Annotated in this window: 11 protein-coding genes; 1 reads left to right on the top strand and 10 read right to left on the bottom strand. The window is 50.2% G+C overall.

The features are described 5' to 3' along the window. Positions 1–162: 162 nt before the first annotated feature. The 10 genes from QZP87_RS09780 to QZP87_RS09735 form a co-directional block, all read right to left on the bottom strand. On the bottom strand, positions 163–1,119 hold the full coding sequence (locus tag QZP87_RS09780; protein ID WP_291322734.1) for a hypothetical protein: 957 nt from the start codon (positions 1,117–1,119) through the stop codon (positions 163–165). Positions 1,120–1,222: 103 nt separating this feature from the next. Beyond that, positions 1,223–3,448 carry an ATP-binding protein gene (locus QZP87_RS09775; protein ID WP_291322733.1) on the bottom strand — a complete coding sequence of 742 codons (2,226 nt, stop codon included), beginning with the start codon at positions 3,446–3,448 and terminating at the stop codon, positions 1,223–1,225. Positions 3,449–3,532: 84 nt separating this feature from the next. After that, a complete protein-coding gene (locus QZP87_RS09770) occupies positions 3,533–4,099 on the bottom strand; it encodes a DUF4390 domain-containing protein (protein ID WP_291322732.1) in 567 nt (188 codons plus the stop codon). Between the two features lie 697 nt (positions 4,100–4,796). Beyond that, a complete protein-coding gene (gene dapB, locus QZP87_RS09765) occupies positions 4,797–5,579 on the bottom strand; it encodes a 4-hydroxy-tetrahydrodipicolinate reductase (RefSeq protein WP_291322731.1) in 783 nt (260 codons plus the stop codon). Between the two features lie 104 nt (positions 5,580–5,683). Continuing rightward, positions 5,684–7,723 (bottom strand): NAD-dependent DNA ligase LigA, encoded by a 2,040-nt coding sequence (ligA, locus tag QZP87_RS09760; protein WP_291322730.1) that lies wholly within the window; start codon positions 7,721–7,723, stop codon positions 5,684–5,686. A 133-nt stretch (positions 7,724–7,856) separates the two neighbouring features. Beyond that, on the bottom strand, positions 7,857–9,116 hold the full coding sequence (locus QZP87_RS09755; protein ID WP_291322729.1) for a glutamate-5-semialdehyde dehydrogenase: 1,260 nt from the start codon (positions 9,114–9,116) through the stop codon (positions 7,857–7,859). A 436-nt stretch (positions 9,117–9,552) separates the two neighbouring features. Beyond that, entirely contained in the window at positions 9,553–9,996 is a 444-nt protein-coding gene (locus QZP87_RS09750; protein ID WP_291322728.1) for a DMT family transporter, read from the bottom strand. Between the two features lie 133 nt (positions 9,997–10,129). Further along, positions 10,130–10,327 (bottom strand): hypothetical protein, encoded by a 198-nt coding sequence (locus QZP87_RS09745; protein WP_291322727.1) that lies wholly within the window; start codon positions 10,325–10,327, stop codon positions 10,130–10,132. A 203-nt stretch (positions 10,328–10,530) separates the two neighbouring features. Beyond that, positions 10,531–11,958 carry a S1 RNA-binding domain-containing protein gene (locus QZP87_RS09740; RefSeq protein WP_291322726.1) on the bottom strand — a complete coding sequence of 476 codons (1,428 nt, stop codon included), beginning with the start codon at positions 11,956–11,958 and terminating at the stop codon, positions 10,531–10,533. Positions 11,959–12,471: 513 nt separating this feature from the next. Next, entirely contained in the window at positions 12,472–13,290 is an 819-nt protein-coding gene (locus QZP87_RS09735; protein ID WP_291322725.1) for a DUF362 domain-containing protein, read from the bottom strand. Between the two features lie 708 nt (positions 13,291–13,998). Here QZP87_RS09735 and QZP87_RS09730 point away from each other — a divergent pair. Then, positions 13,999–14,964, top strand: coding sequence for a putative metalloprotease CJM1_0395 family protein (locus tag QZP87_RS09730; protein ID WP_291322724.1), 966 nt, complete (start codon positions 13,999–14,001; stop codon positions 14,962–14,964). The last annotated feature ends 428 nt before the right edge of the window (positions 14,965–15,392 follow it).

The raw sequence follows: 15,392 nt of genomic DNA, 5'->3' as shown, positions 1-15,392 counted from the left end.
GGACAAGGCTGCCTTTTCATTTGTCACGAGAAACGAGTGACAAATGAAAAAAATTATCCTGTCTTCCTTGGCGATCTTCGCGCCTTTGCGTGAGAAAAAATGGGTTGCGGGCAAAGCCCGCTTTAAAAATTTTTTGCAGTAGTGTCAGGCGGTCAGGGCCCGTCAGCTGGAAACGCTTTGTATATGCAGGCCGCTTTCGTCCAGGTGTCCCGTGTATCCCCTGGAGGAACCAGAAAAATCAATGATTTCTGAAATCCAGTCGTACATATGCTCTGCACAGACGCCCATGTTATCATATGTGCTCTTGACCTGCAGACTTACATAGGCACCCCCAAGAGACAGGTCAAAATCATTCACCACGGCCGCTTTAAAATCCAGATTTGTCATAAAGCCGGAAATTCTGTTTAAAAGACCGGTTATGCCCTCTATACTGTTTTCTCCTGAGATTATACATATCCGGTCCAGGTCTGTCCTGGCCAACTGATCATAGTTGCGCAGCCTGTCCTTCATGGATTTCAGAACTTCCTCCTTGGCCCACCTGCAAAGACCTGTTCCGAGGCTTAATTCCATCATGTCCCGCTCCCTGAAATCCAGTACTGCCAGAGAAAGAAAACCTTGTTTTCGTCCCAGACGATTCACTTCCTGGTAAAGGACTTTTTTCAGGCCCTTTTCGTTCAGGACAAGTGTAGCGGGATCGAACAGGGAGGAGGTCAGACTCTCGTGATATTCTCTTTGCCTGGCCAGGCCTGACATGATCCGCCACTTGAGCTCGCAGTCCAGGAATGGGTGGATAATGAAATCGTCCACCCCCTCCCGGCTTTCACAAATATCAATGCGGTGGTGGTTTTCTCCCATGAGGATTATAAATGTAAAACCCATCCTTCCCAGTTGTTGACGATTTTTCAATATACGGCAAAACTCCAGGCCGTCGATGCCGGTATCCTCCATACAGGCCAGGATAACGGAAAAGTGTTGCTCTTCTGTCTTTTCCAGGGCTTTGAAATGACTGTCGCAAACCAATGGGGTCATGCCCCAGGATTTCAAATTGTCTGCTATATCCAAAGCCCTGTGATGGTCATGCTCCAGGACCATTATTGTTTCTGTCTTGCAGTTGACCAAAAAAGCACCCTCCCCTGCAAACTTCAGATTGCCGGGCTGTGGTTTTCTTCGTTAGTGATTTACTCCTGAAACCCTGTCAGCAAAAAACAAGAAAAAATTTGACTCAGGCGATATTTATACTTTCGGGGTTGCGCACCGGTAGCTCAACAACAAATATGGTGCCCCTGGGCTGGTTTCTCTTGACCCTGACATATCCCCCGTGGTCAGAAACAATGGATTTCGCTATTGCCAACCCCAGGCCGGTTCCTTCTTTTTTGCTGGAATAATAGGGCTCGAAAAGCTTGGCCCTTTCTTCGGAACTAAGTCCCGGGCCATTGTCCGCCACCTGCACGAAAACCCTGTTAAGCTGGACATCATAATCCAGGTCGATGGCAACCTCAGCGTCCCGGCTTTTATCAATTGCTTCTACTGCATTCAGAAATATATTCAAAAACACCCTTTTCATGGCTTCGCGGTCAAAACTGAAACCTGGGATATCCGGAGCAACAGTCAGTTCCCACTTGATATGCCTGTGACTCTGGGCAAACATGTTCACCAGTTCTTCCACCAGGCTCTTGATACAATCAGGCCTTGGCCTGACCTCAGGAAGCTTGGCAAAAGAAGAAAATTCCCTGACCATTTGCTGGAGGTTTTCCACCTGTCTGATAATCAGCTGCGTACTCTGTTCAAAGGAAGCATCCTGCACTCTGGATGCGAACTTTTTCTCCAGTCTCTGAGCAGACAGTTTTATGGGGGTCAAAGGATTTTTGATCTCGTGGGCTATGCGCCTGGCCACTTCTCTCCATGCAGCCAGTCTCTGCATTTTTTCCAGTTCAGTAATGTCTTCAAACACAGCCACGATACCGTAGTAGTCCCCTTGTTCACCTCTCAGGATCACGGCATTTACCATTATCTTGACAATGCGGCCCTTCACTTCAAGCTCCAGCTGCCTCTGCCACTGCGATTCAGGGAGGTCATGCAGCTGATTCAACAATTCCTCTATCAGTTTGCCGTATTCCCCCCCCACCATATCCAGGGGATAATGCCCTAATACCTTGCGGCTGTCTATTCCAAGAATACATTCCGCAGCCTTGTTCACTGTGGTTATCCTGCCTTCGTGGTTCAAGGAGACGACTCCGGCGGTGATATTGTCCAGGACTGCATGCATATACCTGCCCCTGGACTCCAGTTCCTGGTTCTGGCTTGCCAGGCGCACATTAGCCCGGGTCAGGCTGTTCTGGCTCTTTTCCAGGTCCCTGGCCATCTTGTTGAAGGATTGCACCAGCAGCCCCAATTCATCATCAGACTGATCCTGGAGGCGCACCCCCAAATCTCCTCTGGCTACCCTCTCGGTCCCTTCGGCCAGGGCCTGAACCGGCGCGGATATTTCCCTGGAAAGCTTGAACCCGAACCAGGTGGATCCAAAAAGAATCAGCAGGGTAATCAATCCCAGGATGGTATACAGGGCGGTCTTCATGGGATTTTTTATGGTTTCCAGCTTGCGGTACTCTTCAATGCCCTGAACAATTCCCTCCAGCCTGGCCATAAGCCCCGGTTCCAAAGTCTGTCCCATCACCAGAAACCCTGTCCTGGCCTCATCCACTGGCATGATTCCCATCACCAGGTCCCCGGATTCCTCGCTGGACCACATGCCGGTCCAGTACCCAGGACTCTCCAGAAGTTCATTCCAGGGAACGTTCTGTTTTATTTCAGGCCAGTAAACCTGCCATTCCTCATCCGCGTACCAGTTTTGCTCTTTAAGGGATGGACTGACGATCCCCACCAGGGTAAGGTCATGTTCTGCAGCCTTTTTGCCTTCCAGGAAATTGCCCATTCCAGGTCCGCCCCACAGGTAACGCTGGGTTCTAATCTGTTCCAGGGTAACTTCGGAGCGAACTTCAAGGCCTTGCTTGACGGAAGAATAAAACACCTGGCCCACCTCCAGGGCCTGTTGCATGGACTGGCCGACCTGTTCCTGAAACCAGTAGTTAACAGAAGTATGGACAAAACGAACCGCAATAAAAAACATCAGCAGGGTGGGCACAATGGACAGGGCAAGAAAGGTCATTACAAGCCGGGTCCTTAGTTTAGACCCAAGGACTTTACGCTTACGTTCAATAACCAGCTTGAAAATGTTGCGAAGAACCAGGAAAAGTACCAGCAGCAGAAGAATCAGGTTGAGGTTGAAGAAAGCCAGGAAGAGATAAGACTCTACGCCGAAAAAATGCAGTTCGATCCAGGTTAAAAGGCCGATGAGTCCTGCGGCTGCAAGGGCTATGTAGATCTCTTTACGCCTTCTGCGCCTTTCCTTGGAGTCGGGCTGGGAAACCGCAATGGTATTTTGGCTCACTTTTTAACTCTGAACTCATAGGTTCTACGTCTGTGAATATAGAAATTCAGTTAGGCGCTCTCCAGCTGATACTGGTCCCCTTTTTCAAAAAGAAAAATCCATCTCGTACTTTACTTCCTTGATTATATCCCAGGGAAGAAAAAAAAGGGTAGCTTTTATCCACTTGGGAACATCTCTGGAAATAACCCTTATGCCTATCTGGAGCCTGTAATTTCTTCCAGGAGTTATTTTTTCCAGGGGAGAAAGATTTATGCTCATATCTTTAAAAAGGGCATCAAAGCTATCTTCTTTTAATTCCTGGAGCTTATATGTCTTATCTGGGAATATAATCAGATATTCTCCTGTAAGAAGGTCTTTTTCCAGGTCAATTACAATAGTCTTCTCGTGAATTTTTTTATTCCAGAAAAGCGTCCTGTGCCTGTACAACTGGATTGAACAATGCATACTCATCTTGTTACCGTCATGCATGGCATCCCGGATTTTCTCAAAATCCTGGATATCAATGGAGAACACAGCCACCAGGTGATCTTTATGGGTGTCGATGAGAAAACTGGAAAAATCCAGCGTCTGGGCCCTGACATTACCTGCATGCAGCAGAAACACTCCCATGACCAGGCAAAACAACAATAAGTATCCGAAAGTTTTATGCATTGAAAAAATCTAATTGTAATGGATTGTATGTAAGTGACTTACTCCTGAGACCCTGTCATAAAAAAAACAAGAAATTGATATCAGTTAATTGTTAATTGTGTATAACTATTCTCCAGCTGCTTCTGCTGGATAAAGCGCCTGGTTGCGGATTCATGGTCCGGGGGCTTTGCAAACTGGGCGTAAACTGTCTGAACGACGTAGGAAGCGTTAATCAAAGCCGTAAAACACCGAACCTGATTCAAGGCATGTTACAGCATATATCCTGGTTATCAAACCAGTGTATAGGTTTTGATTTACGCTTCCTTGGAGTGAGTTTTTACGTCCTGTTTGCAAAGTTCCCGGACCATGGTGAATAGTTACAATTGTTTAAGAACAAAAGCCCAAGGCGGGCTATGCCCGCAACCCAATATAGAAAAGATCTTTTTTGACAGGATTAACAGGATTAAGAGATTGATTAAGAGAAAACCATTTTTGTCCTGGCCGGAAGCCAGGCCAAAAGGTAATCACTCGCCTCTGGCGATGGCTAATGCAATCTGCGGCTTCCGGCCGCTGATTGCTTATCCTGTCAATCTATGCCTGCCACGCGTCTTTGGCGTGGTTAATCCTGTCTAAGTTTCATGTTTTTTATGACAGGGTTTCAGGAGCGCCTAATGGCCGATTGCGGCATCCCCGGAATGGTAACCCTGCAGGACAGAGCTTATGCAAAGATATCAGCCATGGAGTACAGTTTCCCGGGTTTTTGCCCTGCAAGCCAGTGCGCGGCCCTGAGAGCTCCTTGAGCAAATGTCTCCCGGGAGTGGGCCCTGTGAGTAACTTCCACTCTTTCCCCTGGACCCAGGAAGTAAAAGGTGTGCTCACCTACCACGTCACCCCCGCGCAGGGTCTGCACCCCGATTTCGTCCTTGCCTCTCTCCCCGATGATGCCATGACGGGCATATACCCCGTTTTGGTCCATATTAAGCCCCCTGGTTTCAGCCAGTATCTGGGCCAGCTTTACAGCAGTACCGGACGGGGCGTCTTTTTTAAACTTGTGATGGATCTCCATTATCTCCAGGTCATATTTTTCCCCGAGGCTTTTGAGAAGCTCCGGCAGTATCTGGATCAGAACATTAATTCCCACACTCATATTCGGGGCCCAGAAAATCCTGGTGGATACAGCCAGGTCCTGAAGCTTTACGGTCTGTTCCGCGCTGAAGCCGGTGGTGCCGATTACAGCCGCAGCCCCGGCACTGGAACATTTTTCAGCGGTGTCCAGGCTTGTCTCAGGAACTGTAAAATCAATCACTATGGCTTCAGGGTAGGCCTGAAGTATCTTGGACAAATCGCTTTGCACCATGCATGACAGGCCTTTCAGGGTGTCCAGTTTCCCTTGTGTTTCAACCGCACCCACCAGGTCCACCTGGGAATCCTCCATGGCCAGTCTGGAAATGGTACCGCCCATGCGCCCCCCGGCACCCATAACTATGACTTGTGTCTGCATAATACCTCCTTGAAATTTGCCGTTAAAAATCTTGCTGGGGTAAGTAATAAAACCTGGTGGCGTGTACGATTGGTATTCGGTTAAAAAATCACTGCAAACAGAAATCAGTTCCGGGAAGACCAGCTATGTAAAAAGTTTAAAAAATCGTCTTCGCTGAGTATCTCAATGCCTAGTTCCCGGGCCTTGTTTAGTTTTGAGCCCGGGTTTTCCCCTGCCACCACCATATCCGTATTTCTGGAAACCGACCCGACAACTTTGCCGCCCAGTTTTTCCACTTCCTCTCTGGCCCTGTCTCTGGAAAGGGTCTTCATTCCTCCGGTAAAAACCATTTTTTTACCTTTCAGTGGCATTTTATTATCGACATTCAAGGCTTGTACAGGCCACAGGCCGATTTCTTTAAATTCTTCCAGGAGCTTCTTATTCTGGTTGTTGTTAAAAAACTCTGCAATTGACAGGGCCACTTCCGGGCCGATGTCTTCAATGCCCTGCAAGTCCTCCTGCCGGGCTGCAGCCAGCTCATCCAGGTCTTTGTAATGTTCAGCCAGCCTCTTGGCGGTTTCCACTCCCACATGCCTGATGCCCAGGGCGGCGATCAGCCGGGGCAAAACAGCCTTTTCAGCAGCCTCCCTTATGGAATCCAGGATATTATGAGCCAGTTTCAGGCCCATTCCATCCAGGGGCACAAGGTCATCAAGACGCAGGCGAAAAAGGTCAGCCGGGCTTTTAATCAACTCCTTGCTCACCAGTACCCTGATCCACTGCCGTCCCAGCCCCTCAATGTCCAGCCCCTGCTTGCCGGCAAAATATATAAGCTGCTGCTCCAGCCTGGCCGGACAGGAGATGTTGAGACAACGAAGGGCAACCTCGTCCTTGAGCCGGGTTACCGGACTATCACAGGCCGGACACTCATCCGGAAAGATAAAGTCAATTTGCGTACTGTCTCTTTCTTTGACCAGGGGCCGGACCACTTCCGGGATCACATCCCCGGCGCGCTGTACCAGCACCATGTCGCCGATTTTAAGGTCCTTGGCCCGTATCTCGTTTTCATTGTGCAGGCTGGCCCTTGAAACCAAAACCCCGCCGAGGTTTAAAGGTTCCAGAATGGCCACCGGTGTCAATACACCGGTCCGCCCCACCTGCAGTTGAATATCATTCAGCCTGGTTCTGCCCTGCATAGCCGGGAACTTCAGGGCCATGGCCCATCTGGGGGCCCTGGAGGTGAAGCCCAGCCTTTGCTGCAAAGCAATATCATTGACCTTTATCACCAGCCCGTCAATCTCAAAACGGCTTTGTTCGCGCCTGTCAAGCTGTTCCCGGTAGCATTGCTCCACCTCATCAGTATCCCTGCATATGCGACCGCCAGGAACCGTAGGTAGACCCAGTGCTTCCATATCCCGGGCTATCTCCTGCTGGCTCTGCCAGTTCGAACCGGACTTGAACCTGCTTATACCTGTGCCGTAGGAAAAGAAATACAGAGGCCTGGAAGCCGTAATCCTGGAATCCAGTTGACGAACAGACCCGGCGGCGGCGTTTCTGGAGTTGGCAAAGACCTTTTCTCCCTTCCGAGCTTTGTCCGCATTGAGGCGGGCGAATTCCTGCCGGGGGATTACTACCTCTCCGCGCACCTCCAGGTATTCAGGCATGGAGTCGACATCAAAGAGGGTCAGGGGCAGATTTCTGATGGTCCGGATATTGTCTGTGACGTCCTCCCCCACGTATCCGTCCCCCCTGGTACTGGCGGCTACAAACAGCCCGTTTTCATAAATTACCTCCACCGCAAGTCCGTCCAGCTTTGGCTCCGCCCAGAAATACGGGTCTGCGTCCGGAATCTGCTTCTTGATTCTTTGAACAAAATCCCGGACCTCGTCCAGGGAAAAACTGTTGTCCAGACTGTACATGGGCAGGGAGTGCTCCCTGTGCTCAAACTGCCCTGCCGGCGGGGCACCGACTTTCATGGTGGGCGATCCGGGATGCTTAAGCCCGGGATGCTTTTCTTCCAGGTCTTTCAGTTCCGCAAGCATCCGGTCATACTCTGCGTCGCTTATAACGGGATCATCCAGGACATAATAATAATAATTATGCAGGTTGATTTCCCGGCGAAGCTGCTCCGCCCTGTGCTCTATATGTTCCTGACCCTGATTCATGCGAGGGTTTCCATCTCAAAATCCAGGTTTACATACTCCCACACGCCCAGATTCCCACACCCGAACACAGCCTTTTCCCACTCCCATACACCGATACTCCCATACCTGCATACTTCTTTCCCATGCCCCAGGATCACCCGCGGATCTGTCCTTCGCCCAGGACCACGAACTTGGTGCTGGTGAGTTCCCGCACTCCCATGGGTCCGTATGCGTGCAGCTTGGAGGTGGATATGCCTATTTCGGCACCCAGCCCGAACTGTCCTCCATCGTTAAACCTGGTGGAGGCGTTGACAAAGACTGCGGATGCGTCCACTTCCCGCAGGAACCGCATGGAACTGGAGTAGTCCCTGGTCAGGATGGCCTCGGAATGTCCTGAACCGAATTTATCTATATGCTCCTGGGCCTGGTCCTGGCTGTCTACGACGCGAACAGCCATGGTCAGAGACAAAAACTCGCGGCCGAAGTCATCAGGAGCTGCAGGCCCTGCAGCATCTCCAAGCAAAGGCAGGGATTTTTCGCAGGCCCTGTACTCCACCTGGTCCCCCGCCAGCCTGTAGCTCAAACGGGGCAGAAAATCCCCTGCAACGTCAGAGTGCACAAGCAGGCATTCCAGGGCGTTGCATACCCCGGGCCTTTGAACCTTGGCGTTCTGGACAATATCTAAAGCCCTGTCCAGGTCGGCGTCGTTGTGTACATAGATGTGGCACACTCCCTTGTAATGCTTGAGGACGGGCATGGTTGCATCCTGGACCACGGCCCGGATAAGCCCCTCCCCGCCCCTGGGGATGACCACGTCTATGCAGTCGTCCTGCTTGAGCATAATACGCACTGCTTCCCGGTCTGTGGATGGCAGGCTGCAGACCCCGTTTTCGGAAAGTCCGCTCTGGGCCAGGGCCATGGATATGAAACCGGCCAGGGCCTCATTGGAATTGGCCGCCTCGGATCCGCCCCTTAATATCACGGCATTGCCCGCCTTGAGACACAGGATGGCCGCGTCTATGGTAACATTGGGTCTGGATTCATAAATGATGGCCACCACGCCCAGGGGAATGCGCATTCTGCCCACAGTGATGCCGCTGGGTCTTCTGTGCATGGACTCAATCCCCCCTACCGGGTCATGCATGGCAGCCACTTCCCTGCAGGCCCCTGCCATGGATTTTACAGCCCCGGAGTCCAGTTTCAGCCTTTCCACCCTGGCTTTGTCCAGGCCTCTATTTTCCGCTTCATGGACGTCTTTGATATTGGCCTCAAGGATTTTGCCGCTCTTTTGTTCCAGCAGATCCGCCAGTATTTCCAGGGCCCTGTTTTTCTTTTCCGAATCGGCTCTGGCCATGAGCCTGCCGGCTTCACGGGCCTTTAGAGCAATATCTCTTACCTGTTGTTCCAAGTTCATTTAAACCTCCATATATCACTTGACAGTCAAAAGTTCTAGCGCAACATGCTGGAATTGTTATATTTTTAAAATATTCAGCTGTCCAATTACATTTAGTGACTTACTCCTGAAATCCTGTCACAAAAAACAAGAAAAATTTGAGCCATGACGGGGGTTCAGCACTTGGCACTGGGACTGTTTCATTTTTGGACACTAAGCTCAGGTGCTCTCCCCGCCGCGCAAGCGGCTGATGCCTTTTCCTTGCGGGTTCTTATTCCCGCAAGGAAAAAAAATGCTTCTTCAATCTCTTTTATCTGTGTCAATCTGTGTGATCTGTGGGCTAAAAACTCTTATCTTATCTGGGTTGCGGGCAAAGCCTGCCTTAGTAAGTAACTACTTGAAATCACGAGTCTTTTTTCTTCAACTATTAACTCTCCAGATATATCAGAAATTGATATCAATAGCGCTGTACCAGGATTACTCCCAGGACCAGGAATATAACCCCCAGGATTCGTCCCGTGTTTACGGGTTGGACAGGATAGCCGATAAGACCGTAATGATCCAGAATAATTGAAGCGGTCATCTGGGCCGCGATAAGCGAAGCCAGAAGTGTAACTGCACCCAGCTTGGGGGCCAGGATTATGGTAGTGGTAACAAAAAAAGCCCCCAGTAGTCCCCCGGTCCACATCCAGAGCGGAAGCTTGCCCCAGGCGGAAAGTGCAGGCACAGGGATTCGAAGCAGCATGCAAAGCACTACCAGAAAGGCGGCGCCCACGGTAAAAGATACAGCGGCAGCCAGGATGGGGCTTTTTATCTGGGCCCCCAAAAGGGCATTGATTCCTGCCTGCAACGGCATCATTATGCCTGCGGTCAGGGCCAGAAGCAAATACAGGATCTTCACAACAAGCCCCGCTTAATTCAAAAGGAAAAACCGGTCAAATTCTTTCTTTGTGCGCTTGGTGCGGGACAGTCCCCAGGCCGGTCAGTCGTCCCCATGAATAGTTGCCTTAAAAGACATACAGACAGCGCCGTTTTCAGGTACTGGGTGAACATGGCGGAATGCCGGCTATGAAAAAGGGCGGGTCGGCTGCAGGACTGCTGAGGTTGGAGTTCTCCCCGACGTGATCCCGGTATTCCAGGTATTGCGGGATTGCAACCATCAGCAGAAAAGCTATCAGGGCCAGAACAATGACAAATCCAAAAAAAGAAAACCCCTTATCACTACAGCGCAACTTATATATAGACCTCCGGGGACTGGCTCTCCCCGCACTTATTTTTCTGAAGGATGTTTGACGGCATTTTAAAAATAAGTGCGTGGATGCCTGTCCCCAATTGAGACAGGTCATAAATTTTTGAAGTTTGGCTGTAGTGTGATTATCTCCCAAAGATATCATTTCATCACTCCCTGGATGATGCGTCTGAAAAAAATCCTGTTCTATTTTTTCCCTTCCATGGCCTTTTTAAGCTTTATGCCCAGGGTACCCAGGCTGCTCTCTGGGGCAGCGGCGTAGGATTTCCAGTCATCACTTTGTACCGAGTCAGCCGGCGCAAGAGTAATGCGCCGATCAGCCTCGTCAACTGCGTCTATGACGATCTTCACGTTTTCTCCGGGTTTTTTATGCGTCAGGCCGGCATCCTGGGCGCGGTTCAGCATGGATGCCGGTACAAGCCCCACAACCCCGGGTTCCAAAGCCCCCAGCAGGCCGAAATCTTCCCGTTTTTCCACCCGGCCCTCCACCAGGGATCCTTTGACATAACGCGAAGCAACACCATCCCAGGGATCCCCCTCGGCATCGCGCAAACTCAGGGATATTCGCCTTTGAGCAGGCTCAATGCCTTTGATTTTCACTCTGATTCTCTGTCCGGGCTGAACTTCGTCCTTGGGCTTGTTGACTCTTTTGAGATAACTCATCTCGCTTATGTGTACCAGCCCTTCTATGCCCGGGGTCAACTCCACGAAGACTCCGAAAGATGTGACCCTGGTTACGACCCCCTCTACAACGCTTCCGACCTCGAAGGTATCATTGATGCCGTCCCAGGGATCAGCCTGGGTCTGCTTCATTGACAGGCCTATCCTGATCTGCCCCTTATCCTTTTCTTCGATCCCCAGCAGCCTTACTGTCACATTCTCGCCTACCGATACAATTTCTTCAGGTGATACATTTCTGGACCAGCTCATTTCACTTATATGCACCAGGCCTTCAAGGCCTGGGGCGATTTCAACAAAGATCCCGTAGGGTTCAACCCTGGTCACACTGCCATTTATTTCATCCCCGGGAGAAAATCTGCTGCTGAAATTCTGCAGGGATTCCGCCTGCTCTTTATCCAGCAAAGCCCGCCTGGATACCACGATATTCCGGGCATTTCCCTCCACCCGGCTCACAAGAAACAAAAATGTTCCGCCTACAAGGCTTTCAGAATCATCTACCATACGGTTGTCAATCTGACTCATGGGACAGAATGCAAGGTGATTGCCCATGACCAGCACCCTGAATCCTCCTTTGCATGTCTCCTTCACCCTGCCCTGGACAGGTATTTCCTGTTCCATAGCCTGCATTAGCTGCTCCAGACCACCATGGGCCCCGAAGGATGAAGCCAGTCGTATTTCTCCATGCTTTCTGGATACCACGAACAGCTCCAGCATGTCTCCTTCCTTCAGATCCAGGTTGCCTTCGCTGTCCTGGAGGTCTTCCCTGTCAGCCACCCCGTCGACCTTGGTCCCGGTATCGACATAGACCTGATCTTTTCCAATGCTGATTACTTTTCCACGGATCTTGTCTCCAGGCTCCAGCTCTGGTCCGGCATCCATGTCAGAATCCGCCAGCATCTGGGCGAAACTCTGTTCTTCTTCCCTCTCCTGCATTCTAAACGTCCTCCTGTGAATTATTGTATCTGTTCAGCGCTTTGCATGCGGTACCGGGGCCGGCTCTCCCCGAATTTATTTTTAAAATTCCGTCAAACATCCTTCAGAAAAATAAGTGTGGGTTGTGCCTGTCCCCTGCTTTCCTTAAAAGCGCTAAACAGATACCCATAATTTATTTCTGGGTTGCAAATCATGTTTTATAGCATCTTGTCAATACTTTAAAGATGCACCTGCAAAAAGTCAGGGAATGAAAAATTCAGAAATTAACAATCGTAACTTCTCAATAATTCTGGGCTATCTTACACTAAGAAAATACCTGGATTCCGGCTTTCGCCGGAATGACGAATGAAAACAGGTCGTTGCATTGTGATGTCATACCGGCGGAAGCCGGTATCCAGGAATACTGCCCGGAGTTATTGAGAAGTTACTAACAATCTACTTAACTCTTTGATTTTACAGACCTCTGACCTCTGACGTCTGTGACTGCAAAAATGACTTTTTGCAGTCACATCTTTAAATCTCCTTGGCTGTTCCAAGCACCTTGTGCGCCATGCGGATATGGCCCACGTCTTTCCAGGAAAGTCCCAAAAGACCGGTTCCGGCTGCATCCACGGCCACCGGATCGAATCCGGCCAGAATTCTGTTGACCGGCGGGTTGCACTCCGCCCCGCCAAGGTGGTATTGTGCCAGACCCACCCTGGCATCCACAATGGACAGGTCCGGCTTACGGTAACAGTTGAGCTCGAATATGCTGCGCTGCATCCGGCTGTGAAAATAAGATTTTTTCCAGCTGCCACCCTGCTGATAGTGCTTTGGCGGAGCCAGCCCCAGGAGGTTTTTCATGGCCAGGGTGACTCCGGCCAGGGAATGGCGCTTTAAAACCGGCACCGAAATGAGCATTCCGGAAAAAATCCTTCTGGGCAGATATATTTCCGGAAGGACCTGGAATTGAGGATTGCTGAGCCTTTTTAATGCTTCATTGTTCAAATCAACCAGTTCCACTCCGTACTCTCTCGCCAGCTTGTCATACCCCAGTGACTCAAAGACTTGGTGGGTTTCCATGCCGGCATCACCGCAACCTTCGGCTATGATGATCCTGGCCCTGGAATTGTCCCGGACATACTCAATCACGGCCCGGATCATTTCCGGATCACTGGTAACCGGAAAAGGCGAGTCATTTACCAGGTTGGGCTTTATCCACACCAGCCTCCTGCGTCGCAGGACCTTGCCGGCTTCAATTCCATCAAGACAGGCCCTGATAGTTTCCTGGTAACCTGTAAACTTTTCTATGACGAAATTGGGTATTAATGAAGTGATTTTGATATTTTGCATATCTGATGCACCTGCAAAAAGTCAGATATTTACTGCCTTACCCTGTTAACAATTAACAAACTAACAGATAACTGGGTTGCAGGCAAAGCCAGTATCATCATATAACCATTTGAAATCATAAAGCTTTTTTTCATCACTCATTAAAAATTAACTTACAAGTAACTAGAATCGTATTGGCAATAAAATCAGGTACTTACAAATTTTAGGATATTTGCTCTTGTTCCCAGGCTCCAGCCTGGGGACATCACTTTTTTGTGGCTCCAGCCACATTTTGAAGAAGCGGCTGGAGCCGCAAGAACTAGACGTTTCCAGGCTGGAGCCTGAGAACGAGGAGTGTCAGTTACTTATCGGTTCGGTCCCGGGTCCGCCGAGTGAAGCGCTGATAACTTTCAACTCAAAAATAATCCGGTATCAATTTCAAAAAATCTTTTTTCAGGCTCTAAAGTTTTATCCATGATGACCGATAACATAATCAGAAAAAAATTATACTGGAAGGCTTTTCAAGCGCCTACTCCTGAAATCATGTCATAAAAAACAAGAAATTGATATCAGTTTATTGTTAATCGATAATTGTTAATTGTTAATTGTTGAAGAACAAAAGCCGAAATTAACTGCCTTACCCTATTAACAATTAACAAATAACAGATAACTGGGTTGCGGGCAAAGTCCGCGTTAGTAAAGTACCAGATCCTTTCGAGGTGTTGCAGTATGGATATATCAGCCACCGGCCAACAGGCTTATTATACTTCAGAGGCCCTTTTGGGCGGAACCGGTCATTACGCAGTCCAGCAGCAGGGTTCGCACTCCTGCTGCGAATCCCCCTGCCCTTTCTGCGGTGCCCTGGCTACAGGCGATTCGCATATTGGTTCCCATGCCGGGGCCGGTGTATCCGGCGCTGAAATTGCTGCAGCTCAAATGCTGCTCGGAGACAGAGTCACATTATCCCATTCCCAGGACAATCATAACCCTGGCAAGCCCGGAACAAACGGACACACTGTCAAGCAGGCGGAACCAGTGGGATACGGGCCGGATGCCCGCCCTCTGGCCGGGTCTGAACATGGTGAAAAACATCAAACAAAGCATCCTGGATACGCACCTGTAAATCCACATACAGAATCCACTCCTTCTGATGCGGTAAAATCAGATCAGGCAGAGTCCGGCGATGACCCCCTTGTAGAAGAACATGGTCTGCGCGACGAAAATAAGCTCTCGGCTGAAGAGCGCCAGGAACTGCAGGAACTAAGACAGCGAGACGCTGAAGTGCGTGCCCATGAGCAGGCCCATATTGCCGCCGGCGGCCAGTACGTAACCGGTGGAGCCAGCTGCAGCTATGAAACCGGACCAGATGGCAGGCAGTACGCGGTTGAAGGTGAAGTCTCCATAGATTCTTCACCTGTGCCCGGAGATGCTGAAAAGACCGAGGAAAAGGCCCGCACCGTGCGCCGGGCGGCCTTGGCCCCGGCAAACCCCTCTCCCCAGGATCAAAGAGTAGCCGCAGACGCTGCCAGAATGGAGGCTGAAGCCCGGACCGAGCAGCGCCTGGAAGAGCGTGAAGAACAGCAGGAGGCATCAGAACCCCGGCAGTCTAAAGCAGACAATTCATCTGCACCTCCTCCGCCCGCCACAATGAAGGCTGCCATCCAGGCCTACCAGTCCATGATGAACAGCTTCTGATCCGGCATTGCCAACAACCCGGCAATGATTTTAGAACGGTGTATACCCCCGCTCTGGGAAATGCTGGAAGCCTCTATACAGCGCGCAGCCAAAACTGTGCCTCTCTGCCGGTAAGCCTGGCTGAAAGCATTCTATTCGGGCATGATACAGGGAACAGGGCATTTGCCTTGTTCCCTGTTTTACGTTGAAATCATGTTATGCGCTCTCCATCCCGGCCTTGCAAACTCATGGCTTTGGACTTAAGTTAAAAACCTCGTACCTGTTCAGCGCTTTGCATGTGGCATGGGGACTGTCCCGCACTTATTTTCTAACGCGGACTTTGCCCGCAACCCATTTTTTCTCACGCAAAGGCGCGAAGATCGCCAAGGAAGACAGGATAATTTTTTTCATTTGTCACTCGTTTCTCGTGACAAATGAAAAGGCAGCCT

The organism is Desulfonatronospira sp. (assembly GCA_003563255.1).
GTDB lineage: Bacteria > Desulfobacterota > Desulfovibrionia > Desulfovibrionales > Desulfonatronovibrionaceae > Desulfonatronospira.
Note: the sequence above shows the minus strand (reverse complement) of the source record. Positions and strands in the feature narration are given on the sequence as shown.

Bases quoted from the DNA above. Each gene is read 5' to 3' on its own strand.
- QZP87_RS09770 (WP_291322732.1), bottom strand. From the start codon at position 4,099: ATGCATAAAACTTTCGGATACTTATTGTTGTTTTGCCTGGTCATGGGA.
- dapB (WP_291322731.1), bottom strand. From the start codon at position 5,579: ATGCAGACACAAGTCATAGTTATGGGTGCCGGGGGGCGCATGGGCGGT.
- ligA (WP_291322730.1), bottom strand. From the start codon at position 7,723: ATGAATCAGGGTCAGGAACATATAGAGCACAGGGCGGAGCAGCTTCGC.
- QZP87_RS09755 (WP_291322729.1), bottom strand. From the start codon at position 9,116: ATGAACTTGGAACAACAGGTAAGAGATATTGCTCTAAAGGCCCGTGAA.
- QZP87_RS09740 (WP_291322726.1), bottom strand. From the start codon at position 11,958: ATGCAGGAGAGGGAAGAAGAACAGAGTTTCGCCCAGATGCTGGCGGAT.
- QZP87_RS09735 (WP_291322725.1), bottom strand. From the start codon at position 13,290: ATGCAAAATATCAAAATCACTTCATTAATACCCAATTTCGTCATAGAA.
- QZP87_RS09730 (WP_291322724.1), top strand. From the start codon at position 13,999: ATGGATATATCAGCCACCGGCCAACAGGCTTATTATACTTCAGAGGCC.